Genomic DNA, 22,967 nt, shown 5'->3' with positions numbered 1-22,967 from the left:
TATAGATCGATGAAGATTATTACTTATAATGTGAACGGACTGCGTGCTGCCGTATCTAAAGGCTTGCCGGAGTGGTTGGCGCAGGAGAATCCTGATATTCTTTGTCTGCAAGAGACGAAACTGCAACCGGACCAATATCCGGGAGAGGTGTTTGAAGCGTTGGGTTACAAGTCTTATTTGTATTCGGCACAGAAGAAAGGATACAGTGGAGTGGCCATACTTACCAAGCAGGAACCGGACCATGTGGAATATGGGATGGGAATGGAGGCTTATGATAATGAAGGACGTTTTATACGGGCGGACTTTGGAGATTTATCGGTAGTCAGTGTTTACCACCCTTCGGGAACGAGCGGGGACGAACGTCAGGCTTTCAAAATGGTGTGGCTGGAAGATTTTCAGAAGTATGTGACGGAGTTGCAGAAGTCCCGTCCCAATTTGATTCTTTGTGGTGATTATAATATTTGCCACGAACCGATTGATATTCATGATCCTGTCCGGAATGCGACAAACAGTGGCTTCCTTCCTGAAGAACGGGAGTGGATGACACGTTTCCTGTCTGCAGGGTATGTGGATTCTTTCCGTACGCTTTGTCCCGAAAAACAGGAATATACTTGGTGGAGCTATCGTTTTAATTCGCGTGCCAAGAATAAAGGTTGGAGAATTGACTATTGTATGGTCAGTGAGCCGGTACGCCCGCTGTTGAAACGGGCGTATATCCTGAATGAGGCCGTACATTCCGACCATTGTCCGATGGCATTGGAAATATTATAGGATAGTAATACTCAATTTACGGGTGTCTTATATTTTTGTGCGAAATAAAAATGCAAAATAGTTTATGGAAGATAGAATACAGAAAGCAGTGGAGCTTTTTAAGAGCGGATATAACTGTTCGCAGTCGGTGGTAGCGGCCTTTGCAGATATGTATGGATTTACACAGGAACAGGCGTTACGTATGGGTGCTTCCTTTGGCGGGGGAATAGGACGAATGCGCGAAACGTGTGGAGCTGCCTGCGGCATGTTTTTGGTGGCGGGCTTGGAAACCGGCGCTACGGAAGCGACAGACCGGGAAGGAAAAGCTGCCAATTATGCGGTAGTGCAAGAACTGGCGGCTGAATTTAAGAAGCGTAACGGTTCGCTGATTTGTGGCGAATTGTTGGGATTAAAGAAAAAAGATCCCGTTTCAACCATTCCGGAAGAGCGTACTGCTCAATATTATAGCAAGCGTCCCTGTGCTAAAATGGTGGAAGAAGCGGCAAGAATTTGGTCGGAATATCTCGAAAAGCATCCTAAATGAGGTTCTAAAATGCTTTTTTATTACAAAAACGGTAAAAAAGTGCTCAATAAAGTGTTATATAACATAAAAATAACTATCTTTGCCTCCGAAATAAAATCTGAAAGTCTTTTGGACCGGATGATTTTAAGCATGTCTAACTAAAATTGCAAAGCAAATGTTGAAAGAAAAAGCTGGTGTAATTGCAGGTACTATCTGGAATGCACTGAACGAAACAGAAGGAATGACTGCCAAGCAGCTTAAAAAAGCAACTAAATTGGTTGACAAAGATCTGTTCCTCGGCCTTGGCTGGTTATTGAGAGAAGACAAAGTCTCTGTGGAAGAAGTTGAAGGTGAACTCTTCATCAAATTGATCTAAGCGAGTAACTCACTTAAGCAATAAAAAAAATGCGTTGGTACATGGTCATAATGTTATCAACGCATTTTTTTTTATTCCGCCATTTACGTATCTTTGCACACCAAAAAGCTAAAAATAATAAGAATTCAGAATGAAGAATATACGCAACTTTTGCATTATTGCTCATATTGACCACGGGAAATCGACTTTGGCCGACCGTTTGTTGGAGTTTACACACACTATTCAGGTGACTTCGGGGCAGATGCTTGATAATATGGATCTGGAGAAAGAAAGGGGGATCACTATCAAGAGCCATGCAATCCAGATGGAATATACTTATCAGGGGGAGAAGTATATCCTTAACCTGATTGACACTCCGGGACATGTGGACTTTTCGTATGAGGTGTCGCGCTCTATTGCTGCGTGTGAAGGTGCGTTGCTGATTGTCGATGCTTCGCAGGGAGTGCAGGCACAGACTATCTCGAATCTGTACATGGCAATTGAGCACGACCTTGAGATTATTCCGGTGATTAATAAATGCGATATGGCGAGTGCCAATCCCGAAGAAGTGGAGGACGAGATCATTGAATTGCTGGGCTGCAAGCGGGAGGAAGTGATCCGTGCATCCGGCAAAACGGGTATGGGAGTGGAAGAAATACTGGCGGCCGTGATCGAGCGTATTCCTCATCCGGAAGGAGATGAAGAGGCTCCGTTGCAAGCTTTGATTTTCGACTCTGTATTCAACTCTTTCCGTGGAATTATTGCTTATTTCAAGATTGAAAACGGTATGATTCGCAAGGGGGATAAGGTGAAATTCTTCAATACGGGAAAAGAGTATGATGCCGATGAAGTGGGAGTGCTGAAAATGGATATGGTACCTCGCAACGAACTTCGTACGGGGGATGTGGGATATATTATTTCCGGTATCAAGACTTCTAAAGAGGTGAAGGTGGGAGATACCATTACGCATATTGCCCGTCCGTGTGACAAGGCTATTGCCGGTTTTGAGGAAGTGAAGCCGATGGTGTTTGCCGGGGTTTATCCGATTGAGGCGGAGGATTTCGAAGATCTTCGCGCGTCTTTGGAAAAGTTGCAGCTGAATGATGCGTCGTTGACTTTCCAGCCGGAGTCTTCGCTGGCTTTGGGTTTTGGTTTCCGTTGCGGTTTCCTCGGATTGCTCCATATGGAGATTGTGCAGGAGCGTCTGGATCGTGAGTTTGACATGAATGTGATTACTACGGTGCCGAACGTGTCCTACCATATCTATGACAAGCAAGGTAATATGAAGGAGGTGCACAACCCCGGTGGTATGCCCGACCCGACGATGATTGACCATATCGAGGAACCGTATATCAAAGCATCTATTATTACAACCACCGATTATATCGGTCCTATTATGACGCTTTGCCTGGGTAAACGTGGTGAATTGATTAAACAGGAATATATCTCCGGTAATCGTGTGGAAATCTATTACAATATGCCTTTGGGAGAGATTGTGATCGATTTCTACGATAAGTTGAAGAGTATTTCCAAAGGGTATGCGTCGTTTGATTATCATCCGAATGGTTTCCGTACTTCCAAACTGGTGAAGCTGGATATCTTGCTGAACGGTGAGCCTGTGGATGCACTTTCTACTTTGACACATATTGACAATGCTTACGATATGGGACGACGGATGTGTGAGAAGCTGAAAGAGCTCATTCCGCGCCAGCAGTTTGATATTGCCATTCAGGCGGCTATCGGAGCGAAGATTATTTCGCGTGAAACCATTAAGGCGGTCCGTAAGGATGTGACAGCGAAGTGTTACGGGGGTGACGTGAGCCGTAAACGTAAACTGCTTGAGAAGCAGAAAAAAGGTAAGAAACGAATGAAACAAATCGGTAACGTGGAGGTGCCGCAAAAAGCCTTCCTCGCCGTACTGAAACTAGATTAAAATACTGCCGCAAGCAATTTTTCAGAGATATGTTCTGAACAAATTGACTTGCGGTTAGTTTTTAATACACAAACAACTATAAATATGAGAAAAGTTCTGTCTTTTTCGGGCTTCCTGATGTTGGGGCTCATCGTTTCGCAATTCCTGCCGTTGATGGCAGGGGATGGGTATGGAGCTGTTAAATCCATATCGAATGTACTGCTCTATGTATGCCTTAGTTTTATAATGATTAATGTAGGCCGTGAGTTTGTCCTTGATAAAACGAGGTGGAAAAGTTACGCTCAAGATTATTTTATTGCAATGGCGACAGCTGCTTTACCGTGGTTTATGATTGCTATTTATTATGTGTTTATTTTGCTTCCGCCTGATTTCTGGAATAGTTGGGAAGCATGGAAGGAGAATTTGCTGCTAAGCCGTTTTGCCGCACCTACATCGGCCGGTATTCTGTTTACAATGTTGGCGGCTATCGGACTGAAGTCCAGTTGGATTTATAAGAAAATACAGGTATTGGCAATTTTCGATGATTTGGATACGATTCTTTTGATGATTCCTCTTCAGATTATGATGATCGGACTGCGCTGGCAGTTGATTATTGTGGTGGTGATTGTATTCTTGTTATTGTCGATCGGCTGGCAAAGATTGAATAAGTATGATTGGCGTCAGGACTGGAAGGCTATCCTCTTTTATTCAGTGATTATATTTCTGGCTACTCAAATACTATATCTGGGGAGTAAAGAATTGTATGGGGACGAGGGAAGTATTCATATTGAAGTACTGTTGCCGGCATTTGTTTTGGGTATGATCATGAAACATAAGGAACATGATACACCGGTGGAACGAAAGGTGTCTACCGGAATTTCATTTTCTTCATGTTTCTGGTGGGAATGAGCATGCCGCATTTTATTGGAGTGAACTTTGCGGAGACTCATGCAGGTTCTTATTCCGTAACCGGTTCGCAGGAGATGATGTCGTGGGGAATGATTCTGTTTCATGTGGTGATTGTCTCTTTATTGTCGAATATAGGAAAGCTTTGTCCGATGTTCTTCTATCGTGACCGGAAATTAAGTGAGCGGCTGGCTCTTTCCATCGGTATGTTTACCCGTGGCGAGGTAGGGGCCGGAATCATTTTCATTGCATTGGGATATAACTTGGGTGGCCCTGCATTGGTTATTTCAGTGCTTACTCTGGTATTGAATCTGATTCTGACGGGTATCTTCGTTCTTTGGGTGAAGAATCTGGCTTTGCGGAGTTATGCGGATTGACGTGATATGGAAATGTTGTGGAGTATTTTTTTAGGCACGGATTACACGGATTTCACGGTTTTTAGAAATACGATTGCATAAAGAAACAGCGTAATCCGTGTAATCTGTGCCTGAATAATATCAGTTAGTAATCTGTCGAATCGTCCTCTACGTCAATGGGGAGAATCTTTTGGCTTTCTTCATGCGGCAACTGTTCCACTTGCCGCAGTTTGCGTTCGATGGCACGTGTTCGTTTTCCCATGACTTCTTCGAGTTGGTCACCGGCGCTTTGCAGGTTCTTTTGTACTTTTTCAAGCAACCCTCCGAATTTACTGAATTCTGTTTTGACAGCTCCCAATACGGTCCAGACTTCTCCGGTACGTTTTTGGATAGCAAGCGTGCGGAATCCCATCTGAAGACTGTTGAGAATGGCGCCTAATGTTGTCGGTCCCGTAACTACAATCTTATACTCCTTTTGGAGTGTTTCGATGAGACTGGTACGACGGATTACTTCGGCATATATGCTTTCAAACGGCAGGAACATAATGGCAAAGTCTGTGGTAAACGGCGGGTCTACATATTTATCATGGATGTCTTTTGCCATCTTTTTGATTGTATTTTCCAATTGCTTGCCGCACGATTCCATCAATGCTGTGTCTCCCGCTTCGAATGCGTCGTAGTATTGTTCGTATACATCTTTGGGGAATTTGGCGTCGATGGGGAGGTAGACGGTGCTGTTGGCGTCATCTTTTCCCGGAAGTTTGATGGCAAACTCCACAAATTCGGTTCCGCTCTTTTTCGTTTTGACATTGGCGTCGTACTGTTCGGGGCTCATCATTTGTTCTAAGAGTGCACCCAGTTGGACTTCGCCGAACGTGCCTCTCATCTTTACGTTGCTCAATACCTTTTTCAGCCCACCGACATCTTGGGCGAGAGATTTCATTTCTCCCAGTCCTTTTTGTACGTTTTCAAGTTGCGAACGGACGATTTCGAATGATTGACCGATACGTTCGTTAAGTGTTTTTTGTAACTTTTCCTCTACCATCAAACGCATATCGTCGAGACGTTTTTCGGTGGATTTCAGCAATGCTTCCTGCTGGCGGGCCATCATGTCGAATTTCTGTCGTTGCAGTTCTCCGGTAGTCATCATATTCTTGTGCAGAACATCTTGGAGCTGTTGCATATTCTGGTTCAGCGTTTGCGTCATTTCCATGCGAAGTTCCCGGATGCTGCGGTTCAGTTCTTCCCGGTTTTCCTGCATTTGCTGGCGCAAGGCTATTTGTAATTGTTCTGCTTGAGTTTGATTGTTGCCTTTGGTTAGTGATAATACAAGTAGGACTATCACTAACACGGCAATAACAATAAGTAGAATCAGTTCCATCAATATGTCAGAATTTCGTTTCCGGTTTCCGTTATCAGAATCATATTTTCCCATTGGGCGGAAGGCAGTCCGTCGTCGGTGCAGACAGTCCATCCGTCGGCTTCGTCTATGAATACTTCATAGGTTCCCATATTAATCATAGGTTCGATGGTGAAGGTCATGCCCGGCACAATCATCATGCCCGTACCCCGGCGTCCGAAATGTTCTACGTCCGGTTCTTCGTGGAATTGCATTCCTACGCCATGTCCGCAGAGATCACGGACTACGCTGAATCCGTTCTTTTCGGCATGTTCCTGAATGGCAGCGCCTACATCACCCAGCTGTTTCCAAGGTTGGGCGGCGGCAATGCCTATTTCCATACATTCTTTGGTTACCTGTACCAACTTTTGCATTTCAGGGCTGACGTCACCGATCATAAACATACGGGATGCATCGGAGAAATACCCTTTGTAAATGGTGGAAACATCCACATTGATAATATCTCCGCTTTTCAGAATCTCATTTTTATTGGGTATTCCGTGGCACACTACATCGTTGATGCTGGTGCAGACGCTTTTGGGAAATCCTTCGTAGTTGAGTGGGGCAGGGATAGCACCATGACTGGTAGTAAAATCATATACGAGCACATCAATTTCTTCGGTGGACATGCCTTCCCGGATATTTTCCGAAATATAGTCCAGCAGTGCAGTATTGATTTTGGCACTTTCCCGGATGCCTTCCAGTTGTTCGGGAGTACGGAGTACTTTGCGCGGTGGGAGTTTGTAACCTTGCTTTCTGTATTTCTGTATTTTTGCTTCTACTTCAGCCGGATAATTAGAGGGAGTAAACCGGAATCCCTTGATAAAGTTCTTCATTATGATAGCATATTTAATCGTATGACAAATTTAGATAAAATCTCTGATTTTTAGGCCAGTTGTGATAAAAAGTCAAGCCCTTCGGCACAATTCCCCGTCTAATATTCGCGCTCTAAGCACACTGATTCGTATATTGAGGTTGTAACTTAAAACTCTTCATTATGAATAGACCAGACAGAACTGCGGGGATTAACGTTCACAAAGATAGTGTATTTATTTGTGTCATCGATCATTTACACCGGTCAAAAGTACAAATCTATATTCTTAATTAAAAGTCCGACAATCGATTGTCCCTTAGATAATCTTAATTAGAATTAGCCTCTAACCACTTCTTTATAGTCTTCTTCGTAGTTTGTTGTAACCCTTCAAATTGATGAGGATCCTCATTCGCATATCGTATTTTCTGATTCTGGTCATCTTGAAGATCTTCATACAATCTTATCGCAAAAAAGTTATCTTCTTCTGTCGCCATCTTCTCGATCAATAATGGTATAATTTCCCTTCCCATAGCCTTTAATTCTGCATATTGGGGCAATTGTCTTGTAGTAGCTGTATTACTACTAAAAGACCATGTCCATGCTTCTTTCCATTCATTAAACAAAGATTCAAACATTGACCTCTTACTAATTGCACGTGCCTTTTGGGAGATTATGGCCAGTTCACTCCGTGAAATAGTTATATTTTCTTGAGTAGCCTCATGCATTTTCCTGATTTCTTCAGCGTTAATATCTCCCTGACTACTATGCCATAACAGCCACGTTTGCCCCATCTTAGAGCGCTGGGAGTTACTATGTTTAAAATCACATAAACTTGCATGTAAAGGAGTGGGCCCCTGACTCCAAATTACCGGATATTTTTTTTCTGTTCCAAAGTCACTATCGCTATAATCATAATAAGGATGATACTTTGCTCTCGCATTGCCATATCCGAGATATAAATCGTCCCAGTTATAGAACTCTATCCACGAATAAATCCCCATCGAATATGCATAACAATTGTACAGTCCAGACCAGTTGTTCCAAACAACCGTATTAGTATAATCAACACAAGTAAATGCTTTTTGTAACTGAACTTTTTCTTGGGTAAAAAGTGGACGCGGCAAGCTGTTTCTAATAAGCTCTATCTGCTCTTCTGTTAGTTGATAGTCCCATCCATCTTTTAAAAGATATCCTGTTACATGATCTCTAGTCTTTGGAAAAGAACTAATAATGCTATCAATATATTCCATAATTTCAAGGCTATCAAGTAAATTAACAGTTTGTGCAGTCAATTCATTAGCCGGCTTTGCAGATTCCTCAACGGTACTTACAATGTCTTCACTGCTACAAGCGAAAAGACACAACAGAAAACACATAAAGGTTAAATGTTTCATATCATAAGTGTTTATGTGAATACTATACGAATTTATATATATTTTTCGACATATCCCAATACCTTTCAACTTTTTTTATCACAATCTATGATATTTCATTTTTCCGATTTTGAGCAACATATTTAAAGGGTTCAAAACAACACTAAAGTTGCAGAATATGCGCTATTAGCATCAATCAACGTACTTTAAATGTACGCAACTGGTCAATAGTAGAATAGAAAGTGGGATTCTCCCAGTTACGGGAAATCGTGGATATCATAGGTTTTTACCATTCGTATGAAACGCTAACTTGAGGTATCCATTCCCATCTTTTTCGTATAGCATTATATTGGTATTGCATCCCTGTTTTGATTTTCCAGTTTTTATTTATTTTGAAAATGACATTACTTCCAAATTTGGTTGGTTCCACTTCGGAGGGGAGCCCGCGATATCTTCGGGTATCGAGGTTTTGTGAACCATATATGTCGAGAGACCATTTGGAGGACAATTTATATTCCATTTGGCTTTGGATATGAAAATGATTGGGATTTTCCGCAAAGTCGCTTTTACTATGCAGAATAAGATTCTTGTTTATTCTTAGCCAGGAATAAGTGGGTAAAAAGGTGGAACCTGGCTTTCGGAACATCTTGTATGTGTGAATAGAAGGTTTCGAAAAGATTGTGGAAGATTTTAAAGTGGGTAGTGTGGGATCAAAATCTACAAATGGTTTTCGAGAGTACATGTTTTGCTCTACTTTTTCGATGAACTTTCTATTTATGTTGATCTCCTGATCGGATTCCAGCATTTGCTGAAGTTTCAATGAATCTTGTTGGTTCCATTCTTGTCCTGCTGCGGATAAGGGGAACAATAATAAACAAAGAATATTCAATTGATATTTTCGAATGTCCATACTGTGTTGTGCTAGTAGAGTTTATTGTATGGACGATGGAAAACAGGAAATGCTGCTCTAAACGATCAATGAATAGTAATTATTTCACATAATATGGGAATACTTCTCTTTTATTTATGATAGTTTTTTAGCTTTGAAAACCGGTTGTATCTTCTGAATCTCCGATTCAAAACCAAACCAGTAACCATGTCCTTCTTCATCGGTGGGAAGGAAACATAATCGTAGATTCTCGCGATATGCTCCATATTCTATTTCCCAGCTTTCAGGTGGTAGCTGTCTTTTGGTCCTTACTTTTTCTGCCGGAGCCTTTTTTAATGACATACCCGCTTCTATCCATGCCATGCTGACTTGTGCCAGGTAGTCGGGATAATGATTCTTGCAGAAATCATAGAGGATTAATCCTCTTTTTTCCAGACTAAGAGGGGTGTCAATGACATCAGTTTGAACTAAATGGTCGAGTAACTCATGTATAAAATGAGGGTTTTCCAGAATGAGTATCCGTGTGATGCTTCGCCAAGTGGGAGTATTATAGAAACCGTCTAACAGGCGGGACAGATAATGTGCTGTCTGTAGTTCATCTACGGTGATTTCACGAGTTTGAAGAACTTCGTATGGAGGGAGTGGGGAGTACTGTATGCCTAACTCGTCCGCTCTTCTTTTCATTTCGGTGCCCGGAAGTAATTTGAGGGATTCCAGTTGAATTTCTCCTGCGCCATACTCTGCTAAAGTACGGACATCATCGAAAATCTCTGATAGATGGTAGAGTGGGAGTCCTGCTATCAAGTCGGCATGAGTTTCCATGTTTTTAAGTGAACATAGATATTTAAGTCCGGCCAGAGCGTCGGAAAGTTTTCCTATTCTCCGGCTTTGTTCAAGCACGTTTTCCCGTAGGCTTTGGATTCCGGCTTCCAGATGCAGCAGTCCTTTAGGGAGGGTGGCTAATTCCTGTTTGAGTTCATCGGAAAGGAGTGCGGGATGAATTTCCAGATGGAAACAGATATCCGGGTATTCGCGGAATAGATTTAGTAATTCTTTTGCCCGTTTGTTGTTGTAATTGAACGTGCGGTCCAGTACCCTCACGTTCTTGATTCCGTGTTGGTGTATTACGTCGAGACGTTTCCGGGTTGCTTCAAGAGATAGGGTGCGAACTGGCTTTTCACCTCCACTGACACAAAAGGCACAGGTGTTAAAACATCCGCGGGTGGTTTCTAACTGTACAAAAGGTTTGCTCCAGTTGAAGAAACGGCTCTTTTCGGGGGGAACCAATTCGGAAAACTTCATAACGCGGGCGAGTCCGTTGTCATGATATCCTCCCGATTCGTCCAGATAACAGAGTCCTGTGATTGATTTCCATTCTTTTCTTGGCTGATTCCACACTTTTAACCATAAAGGAAATACTTCTTCGCCTTCTCCGCGAAACACTCCGCTTACAAATTTGTTCTTATATAAGAAAGCTTCATTATCTCCTAAAAATTCGGGGCCTCCGAGTATGACACAACAGTGGGGTAGTAATGCTTTTGCGCGTGAAACGATGTGTAGGAGTTGCTCGTGATTAAATAGCCAGTTGGTAGCTGCGATGATGTCCGGTTGATGACGGTAGATTTGATTGACGACACTGCCCGTATTTTCATTGATAGTGGCGGAGACTACGCACCATTCAATAGTGGTATCGTCTGCTATTTGAGCATGGAGTGCAGGGAGTGCCAATGAGGAGTGTGCGTACGAACTATTTAAATCAAGCCAAAGAAGTTTCATGTGGAAAATTTAATATTATCTTTGCAAAGGTACAAAAAACTTGTGGCTTGTGATGTATAGTAAATATAAAATGCTAATTTTGTATTAATAAACGCAATAAACTAGAGAATTATGAAAATGATAAAAAGATATGCAGGTATCTTGATGATGCTGACTTTATTGGTTGGCTTTACTTCGTGTGAAGACGATGAAGATATTTATGACGATTTGATGGGACGCACCTGGGTGGGTGATTTGTGGTTCGGTTCTGATTATAATCCGATAGAAAGTGGTATTCGCTTGGATAATAATGGGCTGGGAATAGACTATCAGGTTTATGATTATAATGGTAAATCTGCAGGTGATTTGCCTTTCCGGTGGTGGGTTGATTATGGCACATTGTACCTTGATTATGGACGTGATTTTGCTTTACGTGAGATAAGGGGCGTTCGTGTCAGAGGGCGTTATTTGCAAGGTGACCTGTATCTTGATGGAGGATATATTGATTATATTGAGTTGCAAATGCAATAGAATAAGATCTGATTTTAATAGAAAAAGGAGTTAAATCAAAATTAATTGATCTAACTCCTTTTCTTTTTTTTGAGTGTAGTTTTATTTTTTCAAAAATAGCTTCTTGAACTCTGCCGGATAAGGCGTCTCGAACTCCATCAAATCTCCCGTTACCGGATGATAGAAACAAAGTTTGAAAGCATGGAGTGCCAGACGTCCGATAGGATTGGGGGAATCTTCTCTTCCATATCTTCCGTCACCGATAATGGGATGACCTAAATCCTGCATATGCACACGAATCTGGTTCTTCCGGCCGGTTTCCAGATCGAGCTCCAACAGGGAATATCCGTTGGCACGTTTGATTGTCCTGTAGTGGGTTATAGATTTTGAGCCGCCGTCATCATACTCGCTGGAACTTACATAAAGCGTTTTATCAGTCAGCCAGGAAACGACTGTATCATAATCTTTCTCCATATTACCTTCCACTACAGCTACATATCGGCGGTCGGTCACTATATCATGCCAGTTGTCGCGCAGGGTCCGCTGTGTTTTTTCGTCTTTGGCAAACATCATCAGACCGGAAGTGTCCCTGTCCAGGCGATGAACGATAAACACACGGAATTGACGTCCGGAGCGTTGCACATATTCATTGAGTATCGTGTAGGCCGTGCGCTCTTTCTGGCGTTCCGTATTGACTGATAAAAGTCCCTGCATCTTTTCGACAACAATGATATAGGCATCTTCATACACGATTTTCAGCAGTCTGTTATTAAATTCCTTCTTTCCTTTCTCTTTGCTGATTTGTACCTTCATGCCCGGTTCCAACGGGAAGTTGAATTGCGTGGTTATCACATTATCAACAAACACCACCCGCTTGCTTAGCAACGATTTCAATTTGGTGCGACTTGCGTCCGGCATCTTGGCAGCGAGGAACTCCATTAGTTCCATAGGTTCTTTCACTGCATAATTTGTATATTGAGCGCGTGCTTTTTCAGCAGGAGTTCTTCTGGGTCTTTTTTTCATTTCTTTTTCTTCTTTTGAGATTTTATTTTTCACCACAGATTACACACATTATAATAATCAATAATAAAAATCTGTGTTAACCTGGGTAATCTGCGGTGAACTTTTTATCGAAGTTCCAGTAACACAACATTTTCTACATGGTGAGTGTGAGGGAACATATCTACCGGTTGGACGGCTTTCACTTTATACTTCTCATCAAGCAACTGCAGATCCCGTGCTTGAGTGGCAGGGTTGCAGCTTACATAAACAATCCGTTTCGGTTCAGCAAACAAAATGACGTCAACCACATCCTGATGCATACCGGCACGGGGAGGGTCTGTGATAATTACATCCGGACGTCCATGCTGATTGATGAAATCCTGTGTCAGCATATCTTTCATGTCGCCGGCATAAAACAGTGCATTCTTGATATCATTGATTTCTGCATTTACCTTTGCGTCTTCAATAGCTTCCGGCACGTATTCGATACCGATCACCTGACGGGCTTGGCGTGAGACGAAGTTGGCGATTGTTCCTGTTCCTGTATAGAGGTCGTATACCAATTCGTTTCCTGTTAGTCCGGCAAAGTCACGGGCTACTTTATATAAATTATAAGCCTGTTCCGAGTTGGTCTGATAGAATGATTTCGGACCGACCTTGAAACGCAGTCCTTCCATCTCTTCAAAGATATGATCTTTCCCTTTAAATACGTGCACATCCAAATCATTGATGGTGTCGTTGCACTTATTATTAATAATGTATAGAAGGGACGTGATTTCAGGGAAAGAGTCCGCTACGAATTGGAGTAACTGCTTGAACAGTTCCATTTCGTGCTCTTCCGTAATCTTACAAATAACGATCACCATCAGTTCCCCGGTTGAGGATGTGCGTACGATCATATTCCGCAGCATACCTTCCTGTGTGCGCAGATTGATGAAAGAGTAATCATGCCCGTAAGCATAGTCACGTATTGCATTCCGGATGCGGTTGGATATATCATCCTGCAACCAGCATTTCTCGATGGCCAGCACTTTGTCGAAGGCTCCCGGAATGTGGAAACCCACCGCATTCATCTGGTCATATTTCACATCCTGACGGACTTCCTCATTAGTCAGCCAGCGTTTGTTTGAAAAGGTGAACTCCAGTTTGTTTCTGTAGAATTCCGTTTTGGCAGAACCGAGAATCGGGGAAATTTCGGGAAGTTCGATCTTTCCGATACGTCTCAAATTATCTTCCACTTGCTTTTGCTTATACCTGATTTGCTCCGAATAGGGGAGCACTTGCCACTTGCAGCCACCGCATACGCCATAGTGTTGGCAGAAAGGAACAGCGCGATTGGGTGACAGCTCGTGAAACTTCACCGCTTCAGCTTCGGCATATTTATTCTTTTTACGCTTGATTTGCAGGTCTACCACATCACCCGGCACTACATAGGGAACAAAAATCACCAGGTCGTTTACTTTTGCGATGGCTTTTCCTTCGGCAGCCACATCCATGATTGTTACCTTCTCCAATAAGGGAAGCTCTTTTTTCTTTCTTGCCACTTTTACACCAGTCTAATAATTACTTTGCAAAAGTAGGTATTTTTTTGGAAAAAATTCGGGTATATAGAAATATTCCGGATTGTAATGTCGAAATTGCATTTTGATAGAAAGTTTTTTCGCAAAAAGTTTTCAAGTTTGCGAAATATCCTTAGATTTGCGAAAAGATAATAGTCATAATGTAACTTTAAACACAATATTATGGATAAAAAAAGAGTTTATACCTTTGGTAATGGTCAGGCAGAAGGAAAAGCTGACATGAAGAATTTGCTCGGTGGTAAGGGAGCCAACCTTGCTGAAATGAATTTAATCGGAATTCCTGTCCCTCCCGGATTCACAATAACTACAGATGTTTGTACGGAATATAATACGCTAGGGCGTGATAAAGTGGTTGAGCTGCTGAAAGATGAAGTAGTAAAAGCGATCGCCCATGTGGAAGCGTTGATGAAATCTAAATTCGGTGACATTGAAAATCCTTTGTTGGTGTCTGTACGTTCCGGTGCACGCGCATCTATGCCGGGTATGATGGATACGATTTTGAATTTGGGATTGAATGATGAAGTGGTAGAAGGAATTATCCGTAAGACTGGTAATGCACGCTTTGCATGGGACTCTTATCGTCGTTTTGTACAGATGTACGGTGATGTGGTTCTGGGCATGGAAGCCTACCAATAAAGATGATATCGACCCGTTTGAAGCCATCATCGAAGAGGTGAAGAAAGCGAAAGGGGTGGAACTGGATAACGAGCTGAAAGTGGAAGACTTGCAGGAACTCGTAAAGAAATTTAAAGCTGCCGTGAAGGAACAGACGGGAAAAGATTTCCCGACTTGTGCATACGAACAACTGTGGGGAGCTATCTGTGCCGTATTTGATTCATGGATGAATGAACGCGCTATTCTTTACCGTAAGATGGAAAGTATACCTGATGAATGGGGGACGGCTGTCAATGTACAGGCTATGGTATTCGGTAATATGGGTGATACTTCGGCTACAGGTGTGTGTTTCTCGCGTGATGCCGGTACAGGTGAAGACCTTTTCAACGGTGAATACCTGATCAACGCGCAAGGTGAAGACGTTGTGGCCGGTATTCGTACTCCGCAACAGATCACCAAAATCGGTTCTCAACGTTGGGCTGTGTTGGCTGGCGTTACTGAAGATGTTCGCGCGGCGAAGTTCCCTTCCATGGAAGAGGCAATGCCGGAAATTTATAAAGAACTGGATGCTCTTCAGACCAAACTGGAAAATCACTATAAAGATATGCAGGACATGGAGTTCACCGTACAGGAAGGTAAACTTTGGTTCCTTCAGACGCGTAACGGTAAACGTACGGGTGCTGCCATGGTGAAGATTGCTATGGATTTGCTCCGTCAGGGCATGATTGACGAAAAAACTGCTTTGATGCGTGTGGAGCCGAATAAACTGGACGAACTGCTTCATCCTGTATTTGATAAAGATGCTTTGAAGAAAGCCAAAGTGCTGACTCGTGGTCTTCCGGCTTCTCCGGGTGCCGCAACCGGCCAGATTGTATTCTTCGCCGATGACGCTGCTGAATGGCATGCTGCCGGTAAACGCGTGGTGATGGTTCGCATCGAGACTTCTCCGGAAGACTTGGCGGGTATGGCAGTTGCCGAAGGTATTCTGACGGCTCGTGGCGGTATGACTTCTCATGCTGCTGTGGTGGCTCGTGGCATGGGTAAGTGCTGTGTATCGGGTGCGGGTGCATTGAATATTGATTATAAGAACCGTACTGTAGAAATCGACGGCGTTGTTTTGAAAGAAGGAGATTATATTTCTTTGAACGGAAGTACAGGTGTGGTATATAATGGCAAGGTGGAAACGAAAGCTGCAGAACTTTCCGGTGACTTTGCAGAATTGATGACATTGGCTGATAAATATACCCGTTTGCAGGTACGTACGAATGCGGATACTCCTCATGATGCGGAAGTCGCCCGTAACTTCGGTGCGGTAGGTATCGGTCTTTGCCGTACGGAGCATATGTTCTTCGAGGGTGAAAAGATCAAGGCAATGCGTGAAATGATTCTGGCAGAAAATGCGGAAGGACGTCGGAAAGCATTGGCTAAGATTCTTCCATACCAACAGGAAGATTTTAAGGGTATCTTTAAAGCAATGGCAGGTTGTCCGGTAACTGTCCGTTTGCTCGATCCTCCTTTGCACGAGTTCGTTCCTCACGATTTGAAAGGACAGCAGGAAATGGCAGATACTATGGGGGTGAGTTTGCAATATATCCAGCAGCGTGTAGAATCACTGTGTGAGCATAACCCGATGTTGGGTCACCGTGGTTGCCGTCTGGGAAATACTTATCCTGAAATTACACAGATGCAGACACGTGCCATCTTAGGTGCTGCATTGGAACTGAAGAAAGAAGGAGTGGAAACTCATCCGGAAATCATGGTTCCGTTGACTGGTATCCTGTATGAATTCAAGGAGCAGGAAAATGTAATCCGCTCGGAAGCAAAGAAGTTGTTTGAGGAAGTGGGAGATAGTATCGACTTCAAAGTTGGTACAATGATCGAAATCCCGCGTGCAGCTTTGACTGCCGACCGTATCGCTTCTTCTGCCGAGTTCTTCTCATTCGGTACAAATGACTTGACGCAGATGACTTTCGGTTATTCTCGTGATGATATAGCTTCTTTCCTTCCTGTTTATCTGGAAAAGAAGATTTTAAAAGTGGATCCGTTCCAGGTTCTCGACCAGAATGGTGTGGGACAATTGGTACGTATGGCTACAGAAAAGGGCCGTGCTATCCGTCCGGATCTGAAATGTGGTATTTGTGGTGAACATGGTGGTGAGCCTTCTTCTGTGAAGTTCTGCCACCGGGTAGGTTTGAACTACGTTAGTTGTTCTCCGTTCAGAGTGCCGATTGCCAGACTGGCGGCGGCGCAGGCTGCAATAGAAGGATAGTCAAATACGCTGGTTAGGTACTTAACTATCTGATAAATAGACTGTAAATACTTGTGAAAGTATTTGCAGTCTATTTTTTATTGTCCGCTTTGTCTTGGGCATTCGTTCTCTTGGTTAAATAAATATTTGGTATTTATTATAAAAAACTAACCAAATGTTTGTTTAATCGTAAAAACAGCTTTACATTTGCACCCCAGAAATCGACCGAATTGGGGTCTAACGTTTAATTTAAAAAAACAAAGAAGATGAAAAAGGGTTTATTATTGGTAGTTGTAATGTTGGCAACTATCGCTGTAAAAGCACAAGACATTTACGTAGGCGGATCTTTGAATCTGTGGCGTAACAGTACAGGCAACACTACCTCTTTTAAAATTGCTCCGGAAATCGGATACAACTTTAATGAGACATGGGCATTGGGTGCTGAATTGGACTATTCACACAATTATGTTACAGGACAAACTGCAAACTCTGTATTTGTAGCTCCGTACATTCGTTGGTCTTATTGTGAAACCGGTGCTGTCCGTCTGTTTCTGGACGGAACTGCTGCTATCGGCTTCGTGAAAATTAAAGATGGAGACACTACCAAGGCTGGACAAGTGGGACTTAGACCGGGTATTGCCGTTAAATTGAACGATCACTTTTCTTTTATTGCCAAGTATGGTTTCTTGGGATATCGTAGAAATGTAAATACGCTTGGAGATTCTTTTGGTCTTGAACTTACCAGTGAAGATCTTTCAATTGGTTTCCATTACGCTTTCTGATAAGAGGAAAACAGTTTAATCAAATAGGAAAGGGAGTTCTCAAAAATAGGGAATTCCCTTTTTCTATGTATAAACTCTATAAATTACGCACTTGTTAACGAAAAAGTTGTTTAATACGAATTACAATTATACATTTGTATTGTTAAATAGGGAGGGGTAATAAAATCCCTTAGTATTAATTTAAAACTTTAAAATTATGAAGAAGAGTGTTTTGTTTGTTTTATTTGCACTGATTTCAGTGGCAGGTTTCTCTCAAATTACAGGTTGGAATGCCAAAGTAGGTATGAACTTTAGTAATTACACCGGTGATCTTGACCTGAATGCAAAGGTTGGATTCAAACTTGGTGGAGGTTTTGAATATGCTTTTGATGATACATGGTCACTGCAACCTTCATTATTCCTGACTAGCAAGGGGGCAAAGAAAGACGGAAGTAGCATTAATGCAATGTATTTGGAATTGCCGGTAATGGCTGCTGCGCGTTTCAATGTAGCAGATAATACTAATCTGGTGGTTAATGCAGGTCCTTATTTTGCTTGTGGTATTGCCGGTAAGACAAAGTTTGACTTAGGAAATAATACGGAACATAAAGAGAATACTTTCGGTGATGATGGTTTGAAACGTTTTGATGCTGGTCTTGGTGTGGGAGTCGCATTGGAGTTTGGTAAGATCATTGCAGGTTTGGATGGTCAATTCGGTTTAGTTGACGTACAAAAAGTTGGCAATCCTAAAAATATGAACTTCTCTATTATCGTGGGATATAAGTTCTGATAAGAAAACACTGAAAATACAGAAAGCCGTTGCAGAAGACAATTTGCAGCGGCTTTTTTAGTTCATGATTGAGAAAGTCATTTCTTTTATTGTGGGTATAATGGGAATGCACAGTCAGTTTACCATCGGCTTTTCATTAATCTGATAACTTCTTCAACTTTTTAAAGTGCTCGATTACGGCTAAATAGTTCTGATCCTGACAGGCATCGAATTTGTTCCAAAGATCTCCTAATACGACAGCCCCTCCAAAACCGAAATCTTTAATCTCCAGTAAATTATCTTCATTGATGCCTCCCAATGCCATTACTTTAGAGTCGATGATTTTCGCTCTTTGTGCTTCGCGCAATTCTTCGGCAGTATAGGTTGAATAGTAATTCACTTTAGAGATACTGTCATAGATAGGACTCATAAAAACATAATCATAAAAATGCTTTCTGTTTTTCACCTCTTCCACTGAATGGCACGAACAACTGATATGGCCATAATAGTCATGCGGCTCTTTGGGATTACGGGCATTCAGGTGGATTCCCATCAGATTGAATTCCTCTTTTAGATAAAAATGCTCATGCGTGACAATGCGGCGGTGATATTTCTCCGGAATAAGAGTCAGCAGCCGTTCTGAATACATAGCCGGAGTCTCCGGTTTCCTAAGATGTAGGACATCCAGCCCCTCTTCGAAAAGAGCGGTAATTATCTTATCTTCTTCGACAAAGAAGGTAGGGGTGGTAACTACAATTAGTTTCATTTCTTTCGTTAAAATTGGATTGTCTAGCAAAGTTACTAATTAACTATGTCAGAAACCAACCTTTATAGTGAAAATTTGTTAGATTGCAATGTCCGCAGGTCGATTGTCCATAGTTTACCGGCTAAAACATCACCAAAATCACAGATAATTTTCAACACTTCCGTAGCTTCCACACTCCCGACAATAGCAGGAGTAACTCCCATTACACCTTTAGGCGGAGGAGGCATCCGCTGCATTTCTTCTTCGTCAGGATAAAGATCCCGGTAGTTTTTCTTCTGATTTCCGTAATTGAACACAGAAACCTGTCCTTCAAAACCACAGATGGCTCCATATACGTAGGGTTTTTCCTGTTTAATGCAGATGTCGTTAATCAGGTAGCGGGTGGCAAAATTGTCGCAGCCGTCGACCACTATGTCGTATTTCTGAATAATATCATATGCATTATCTTTCGTCAGCCGGGTAGAGTAGGGATAGATCCTGATCCCACTGTTGAGAGCGGAGAGTCGTCCGGCTGCACACAAGGCTTTCGGTTTACCCAATTCCTTTTCGGAATAGAGAACTTGCCGTTGCAGGTTAGTGATGCTTACCAGATCATCATCTACCAGTCCGAGACAGCCCACACCCGCACCTGTCAGGTAAAGGGCGATGGGAGAGCCTAACCCTCCCACGCCTACAATAAGCACTTTGGCTTCCTGCAGTTTCTTCTGACCTTCTTCTCCGATTTCGGGAAGTATGATTTGTCTGTCGTACCGCATCTGCTTATCTTTTAAAGTCAAAAGACTGGTCCCAATCCTTCCAGACCGGTTCACGGCCTAATCTCTTTAAATCACGTTCCACTTCAACCGCTTTCCGTTCGTCACTTACATGAAATTGTTCCAGCGTTTGAGGATAACTGTAATATCCTCCCGGTTCTGTTTTACTCTCTGCACTCATGGTTGTGACGCCGAGTGTTGCCATGTGATTTCGAATTTCTGCACTCTCACGGGTGGAATAGGAGATATCTACGTCATGGTCGAAGATTCGCATAGCGAATGTAAGTTGAGCCAGTTCCCGGTCGTTCATGACTACATTCGGCTGGAATCCGCCATTTTCAGACGGGCGCATACGCGGGAAATTTACGCTGTACTTTGTTTTCCAGTAATGCTTCTGCAGATAACGCAGATGATAAGCCATCATCGTAACGTCTGTCCGCCATTCTTCCAGACCGATCAGGACACCCATGCCAATTTTGTGTACACCTGCCTGTCCCATACGGTCGAAGCCGTTTACACGCCATTCGAATTTGGATTTCATGCCTCTCGGATGGTACGTTTTGTAATTTGCTCTGTTGTAAGTCTCTTGAAAACAGATCACTCCGTTCAGGCCATGATTTGTCAGTTCCTTGTATTCCTCCGCTTTAAGAGGCATTACTTCAATTTGCAGATTGCTGAAGTAAGGCTTCGCTAAATCCAGTGCCTTGGCAATGTACGGAACGCCTGCTGCGGCAGGATTCTCACCAGTTACAAGCAGCAGGTTTTCAAAGGGAGCCAACCGTTTGATGGCTTTGTATTCGTTGACAATCTCTTCCTCTGTCAGTATTGTTCTCTTCATCGGATTGCTGATGTGGAAACCGCAATAGACACAGGAGTTGGTACATGAATTAGTCAGGTAGAGCGGTACGAACATGGAGATAGTCTTACCGAACCGTTCCATCGTATATTTCTGACTAAGGCGTGCCATCACTTCCAGATAAGGAGTGGCGGCAGGTGAAATCAGCGCCATAAAGTCGTTGACATCCAGATGCTCTTTTTTACCCAATGCACGGCGTACATCGGCATCTGTTTTGGAATAGATGGCTTTTGTCGTCTCTTCCCAGGATATTTTTTCTAATTCGTCGGAGAACATTCTTATTAAATTGAGAATTGAAAATTAAAAATTAAAATGAGGGGAGGGCAGGTTCGGTCAGTGGGCTGACTTTTTGTTTCTCCCCACTCATTATTTGTTGGTTTTAGCGCTTTTCTTTAAATCGCGTGACAGTCTCATTGCACAGAAGTTCGGTCCGCACATCGTACAATATTCTCCGTCGATATGATGTCCTGCACGGAAATAGGTCTGTGCCCGTTCCGGGTCGAGAGACAGGTCGAACTGATCTTTCCAGCGGAACTCATAACGGGCTTTACTCAATGCGTTGTCCCGTACCTGTGCACCCGGATGACCTTTTGCCAGGTCAGCGGCATGAGCGGCTATCTTGTAGGTAATGACTCCTACACGTACGTCCTCCTTGTCGGGTAAGGCAAGGTGTTCTTTCGGAGTGACATAACAAAGCATGGCCGTACCCAGCCATCCGATTTGTGCGGCACCGATAGCAGAAGTGATATGGTCGTATCCGGGAGCAATGTCCGTCACCAACGGGCCGAGCGTATAGAATGGGGCGTCATGGCATTTCTCAATCTGACGTTCCATGTTCTCTTTAATTTTATGCATCGGAACATGGCCGGGTCCCTCGATAAATGCCTGAACATTCTTGTTCCAGGCACGAAGCACTAATTCTCCCATGGTATCCAGTTCGGCAAACTGCGCTTCGTCGTTCGCATCATAGATGGAGCCCGGGCGAAGTCCGTCTCCTAAGGAAACGGCTACGTCATATTGTGCCAGAATATCACAAATATCATCAAAGTGATCGTATAAGAAGCTTTCCTGATCGTGTACGAGACACCATTTGCTCATAATACTTCCTCCACGGCTGACGATACCGCACAACCGCTTGTCGGCAAGATGAACATTATGGCGGCGGATACCTGCATGGATGGTGAAGTAATCTACGCCTTGTTCACATTGTTCGATCAATGTATCCCGGTAGATTTCCCAGGTGAGGTCTTCTACTATGCCGTTCACTTTTTCAAGTGCCTGATAGATGGGAACAGTACCGACCGGTACGGGACAATTGCGGATGATCCATTCACGTGTTTCATGAATATTTTCTCCGGTGGAAAGATCCATCAAAGTATCTCCCCCCCATTTACAGCTCCACAATGCTTTCTCCACTTCTTCATCTATGCTTGAAGTAGTAGCTGAATTTCCGATATTTGTATTGATTTTCACAAGGAAGTTGCGTCCGATAATCATCGGTTCGGCCTCCGGGTGGTTGATATTGGCTGGTAATACGGCACGTCCCTCTGCAATCTCCTGACGGACAAATTCAGGAGTAATATGAGTGTTAATTCCCAGTTCCTCGCAATTCATGTTTTCGCGGATCGCTACATATTCCATTTCAGGAGTGATCATCCCTCTTTTGGCATATGCCATTTGAGTGATTGCCTCTCCTTTTTTAGCGCGATAGGGCAGGGCGATGTGCTCGAAGCGTAAGTGATCGAGACTTTTATCATCCCTTCTCATACGTCCGTATTCCGAAGTGATTTCAGGGAGTTGTTCCACATCGCCACGACTCACAATCCATTCTTCGCGCATACGGGGCAGCCCTTTTTTAAGATCGATGCTCATATTTGCATCGCTGAACGGTCCGCTAGTATCATATACATATATCTCCGGATTGGGTGTTGCTATCTTTTCTTCGCCTTCAAAGCTGACACTGGGCACTTGTTCCACTTTCCGCATGGCTACACGGATATTCGGATAAAGTTTACCGGGTAAATAGACTTTCTGTGAGCGGGGAAATTTTATTTTTTGTTCCATAGTTTATTCGTT

The 22,967-nt window shown here is 43.0% G+C and carries 18 protein-coding genes and 2 pseudogenes; 9 read left to right on the top strand and 11 right to left on the bottom strand.

All coding sequences use genetic code 11. The features are described 5' to 3' along the window. Window positions 1-9 precede the first annotated feature (9 nt). The 5 genes and pseudogenes from NXX38_RS20495 to NXX38_RS20475 all read left to right on the top strand — a co-directional run bounded on the left by NXX38_RS20495 (window position 10) and on the right by NXX38_RS20475 (window position 4,823). Window positions 10-771 (top strand): exodeoxyribonuclease III, encoded by a 762-nt coding sequence (locus NXX38_RS20495; RefSeq protein ID WP_148366989.1) that lies wholly within the window; start codon window positions 10-12, stop codon window positions 769-771. A 64-nt stretch (window positions 772-835) separates the two neighbouring features. Continuing rightward, a complete protein-coding gene (locus NXX38_RS20490) occupies window positions 836-1,294 on the top strand; it encodes a C-GCAxxG-C-C family protein (RefSeq protein WP_004295601.1) in 459 nt (152 codons plus the stop codon). Between the two features lie 154 nt (window positions 1,295-1,448). Then, window positions 1,449-1,649, top strand: coding sequence for a winged helix-turn-helix domain-containing protein (locus NXX38_RS20485; RefSeq protein WP_004295603.1), 201 nt, complete (start codon window positions 1,449-1,451; stop codon window positions 1,647-1,649). 130 nt (window positions 1,650-1,779) lie between these two features. Continuing rightward, entirely contained in the window at window positions 1,780-3,561 is a 1,782-nt protein-coding gene (gene lepA / locus NXX38_RS20480; protein ID WP_148366988.1) for a translation elongation factor 4, read from the top strand. Window positions 3,562-3,645: 84 nt separating this feature from the next. Next, window positions 3,646-4,823, top strand: a pseudogene (locus NXX38_RS20475) (sodium:proton antiporter). A 124-nt stretch (window positions 4,824-4,947) separates the two neighbouring features. Here the strand turns inward: NXX38_RS20475 and NXX38_RS20470 are convergent. The 5 genes from NXX38_RS20470 to NXX38_RS20450 form a co-directional block, all read right to left on the bottom strand. After that, window positions 4,948-6,183, bottom strand: coding sequence for a DNA recombination protein RmuC (locus tag NXX38_RS20470; RefSeq protein ID WP_195649605.1), 1,236 nt, complete (start codon window positions 6,181-6,183; stop codon window positions 4,948-4,950). Continuing rightward, complete coding sequence (gene map, locus NXX38_RS20465) at window positions 6,183-7,037, bottom strand: type I methionyl aminopeptidase (RefSeq protein WP_148366985.1); 855 nt, start codon at window positions 7,035-7,037, stop codon at window positions 6,183-6,185. Before map ends, NXX38_RS20470 begins: the two co-directional genes overlap by 1 nt. Window positions 7,038-7,341: 304 nt before the next feature. Further along, window positions 7,342-8,409: a hypothetical protein gene (locus tag NXX38_RS20460; RefSeq protein WP_258980897.1), complete on the bottom strand. Its 1,068-nt coding sequence runs from the start codon at window positions 8,407-8,409 to the stop codon at window positions 7,342-7,344. 265 nt (window positions 8,410-8,674) lie between these two features. Next, window positions 8,675-9,298 carry a DUF4858 domain-containing protein gene (locus tag NXX38_RS20455; RefSeq protein WP_217722094.1) on the bottom strand — a complete coding sequence of 208 codons (624 nt, stop codon included), beginning with the start codon at window positions 9,296-9,298 and terminating at the stop codon, window positions 8,675-8,677. Between the two features lie 114 nt (window positions 9,299-9,412). Continuing rightward, complete coding sequence (locus tag NXX38_RS20450; RefSeq protein WP_258980895.1) at window positions 9,413-11,053, bottom strand: B12-binding domain-containing radical SAM protein; 1,641 nt, start codon at window positions 11,051-11,053, stop codon at window positions 9,413-9,415. Window positions 11,054-11,164: 111 nt separating this feature from the next. Between NXX38_RS20450 and NXX38_RS20445 the strand changes: the two genes are divergently transcribed. After that, window positions 11,165-11,563, top strand: a complete 399-nt coding sequence (locus tag NXX38_RS20445; protein ID WP_148366982.1) for a hypothetical protein — start codon at window positions 11,165-11,167, stop codon at window positions 11,561-11,563. Window positions 11,564-11,644: 81 nt separating this feature from the next. Here NXX38_RS20445 and NXX38_RS20440 read toward each other — a convergent pair whose 3' ends face one another. Continuing rightward, a complete protein-coding gene (locus tag NXX38_RS20440) occupies window positions 11,645-12,565 on the bottom strand; it encodes an RluA family pseudouridine synthase (protein WP_099145921.1) in 921 nt (306 codons plus the stop codon). 104 nt (window positions 12,566-12,669) lie between these two features. Then, window positions 12,670-14,034 carry a 23S rRNA (uracil(1939)-C(5))-methyltransferase RlmD gene (gene rlmD, locus NXX38_RS20435; RefSeq protein ID WP_258982009.1) on the bottom strand — a complete coding sequence of 455 codons (1,365 nt, stop codon included), beginning with the start codon at window positions 14,032-14,034 and terminating at the stop codon, window positions 12,670-12,672. Window positions 14,035-14,286: 252 nt separating this feature from the next. On the opposite strand from rlmD, the pseudogene ppdK reads away from it, so the two are divergent. The 3 genes and pseudogenes from ppdK to NXX38_RS20420 all read left to right on the top strand — a co-directional run bounded on the left by ppdK (window position 14,287) and on the right by NXX38_RS20420 (window position 18,538). Continuing rightward, window positions 14,287-17,008: pseudogene (ppdK, locus tag NXX38_RS20430) on the top strand (pyruvate, phosphate dikinase). Window positions 17,009-17,253: 245 nt separating this feature from the next. Further along, window positions 17,254-17,769, top strand: coding sequence for an outer membrane beta-barrel protein (locus NXX38_RS20425; protein WP_148366979.1), 516 nt, complete (start codon window positions 17,254-17,256; stop codon window positions 17,767-17,769). 196 nt (window positions 17,770-17,965) lie between these two features. Further along, entirely contained in the window at window positions 17,966-18,538 is a 573-nt protein-coding gene (locus NXX38_RS20420; RefSeq protein ID WP_148366978.1) for a porin family protein, read from the top strand. Window positions 18,539-18,674: 136 nt separating this feature from the next. On the opposite strand, the gene NXX38_RS20415 is transcribed toward NXX38_RS20420, so the two are convergent. From NXX38_RS20415 to thiC, 4 genes are all read right to left on the bottom strand, one after another. Then, window positions 18,675-19,283 carry a thiamine phosphate synthase gene (locus NXX38_RS20415; RefSeq protein WP_148366977.1) on the bottom strand — a complete coding sequence of 203 codons (609 nt, stop codon included), beginning with the start codon at window positions 19,281-19,283 and terminating at the stop codon, window positions 18,675-18,677. Between the two features lie 62 nt (window positions 19,284-19,345). Further along, window positions 19,346-20,038 carry a HesA/MoeB/ThiF family protein gene (locus tag NXX38_RS20410; protein ID WP_148366976.1) on the bottom strand — a complete coding sequence of 231 codons (693 nt, stop codon included), beginning with the start codon at window positions 20,036-20,038 and terminating at the stop codon, window positions 19,346-19,348. Window positions 20,039-20,042: 4 nt separating this feature from the next. Then, the gene (gene thiH / locus NXX38_RS20405; RefSeq protein WP_148366975.1) at window positions 20,043-21,167 is read right to left on the bottom strand and encodes a 2-iminoacetate synthase ThiH; all 1,125 of its coding nucleotides are present in this window, start codon (window positions 21,165-21,167) and stop codon (window positions 20,043-20,045) included. A gap of 90 nt (window positions 21,168-21,257) precedes the next feature. Further along, window positions 21,258-22,955, bottom strand: coding sequence for a phosphomethylpyrimidine synthase ThiC (thiC, locus tag NXX38_RS20400; RefSeq protein WP_195649601.1), 1,698 nt, complete (start codon window positions 22,953-22,955; stop codon window positions 21,258-21,260). Window positions 22,956-22,967 lie beyond the last annotated feature (12 nt).

The organism is Bacteroides sp. BFG-637 (genome assembly GCF_024793605.1).
GTDB lineage: Bacteria > Bacteroidota > Bacteroidia > Bacteroidales > Bacteroidaceae > Bacteroides > Bacteroides vicugnae.
Note: the sequence above shows the minus strand (reverse complement) of the source record. Positions and strands in the feature narration are given on the sequence as shown.

What these genes read in the sequence shown, in the direction of transcription:
- NXX38_RS20495 (WP_148366989.1), top strand. Translation starts at nt 10, where the DNA reads ATGAAGATTATTACTTATAATGTGAACGGACTGCGTGCTGCCGTATCT.
- NXX38_RS20490 (WP_004295601.1), top strand. Translation starts at nt 836, where the DNA reads ATGGAAGATAGAATACAGAAAGCAGTGGAGCTTTTTAAGAGCGGATAT.
- NXX38_RS20485 (WP_004295603.1), top strand. Translation starts at nt 1,449, where the DNA reads ATGTTGAAAGAAAAAGCTGGTGTAATTGCAGGTACTATCTGGAATGCA.
- lepA (WP_148366988.1), top strand. Translation starts at nt 1,780, where the DNA reads ATGAAGAATATACGCAACTTTTGCATTATTGCTCATATTGACCACGGG.
- NXX38_RS20470 (WP_195649605.1), bottom strand. Translation starts at nt 6,183, where the DNA reads ATGGAACTGATTCTACTTATTGTTATTGCCGTGTTAGTGATAGTCCTA.
- map (WP_148366985.1), bottom strand. Translation starts at nt 7,037, where the DNA reads ATGAAGAACTTTATCAAGGGATTCCGGTTTACTCCCTCTAATTATCCG.
- NXX38_RS20460 (WP_258980897.1), bottom strand. Translation starts at nt 8,409, where the DNA reads ATGAAACATTTAACCTTTATGTGTTTTCTGTTGTGTCTTTTCGCTTGT.
- NXX38_RS20455 (WP_217722094.1), bottom strand. Translation starts at nt 9,298, where the DNA reads ATGGACATTCGAAAATATCAATTGAATATTCTTTGTTTATTATTGTTC.
- NXX38_RS20450 (WP_258980895.1), bottom strand. Translation starts at nt 11,053, where the DNA reads ATGAAACTTCTTTGGCTTGATTTAAATAGTTCGTACGCACACTCCTCA.
- NXX38_RS20445 (WP_148366982.1), top strand. Translation starts at nt 11,165, where the DNA reads ATGAAAATGATAAAAAGATATGCAGGTATCTTGATGATGCTGACTTTA.
- NXX38_RS20440 (WP_099145921.1), bottom strand. Translation starts at nt 12,565, where the DNA reads ATGAAAAAAAGACCCAGAAGAACTCCTGCTGAAAAAGCACGCGCTCAA.
- NXX38_RS20425 (WP_148366979.1), top strand. Translation starts at nt 17,254, where the DNA reads ATGAAAAAGGGTTTATTATTGGTAGTTGTAATGTTGGCAACTATCGCT.
- NXX38_RS20420 (WP_148366978.1), top strand. Translation starts at nt 17,966, where the DNA reads ATGAAGAAGAGTGTTTTGTTTGTTTTATTTGCACTGATTTCAGTGGCA.
- NXX38_RS20415 (WP_148366977.1), bottom strand. Translation starts at nt 19,283, where the DNA reads ATGAAACTAATTGTAGTTACCACCCCTACCTTCTTTGTCGAAGAAGAT.
- NXX38_RS20410 (WP_148366976.1), bottom strand. Translation starts at nt 20,038, where the DNA reads ATGCGGTACGACAGACAAATCATACTTCCCGAAATCGGAGAAGAAGGT.
- thiH (WP_148366975.1), bottom strand. Translation starts at nt 21,167, where the DNA reads ATGTTCTCCGACGAATTAGAAAAAATATCCTGGGAAGAGACGACAAAA.
- thiC (WP_195649601.1), bottom strand. Translation starts at nt 22,955, where the DNA reads ATGGAACAAAAAATAAAATTTCCCCGCTCACAGAAAGTCTATTTACCC.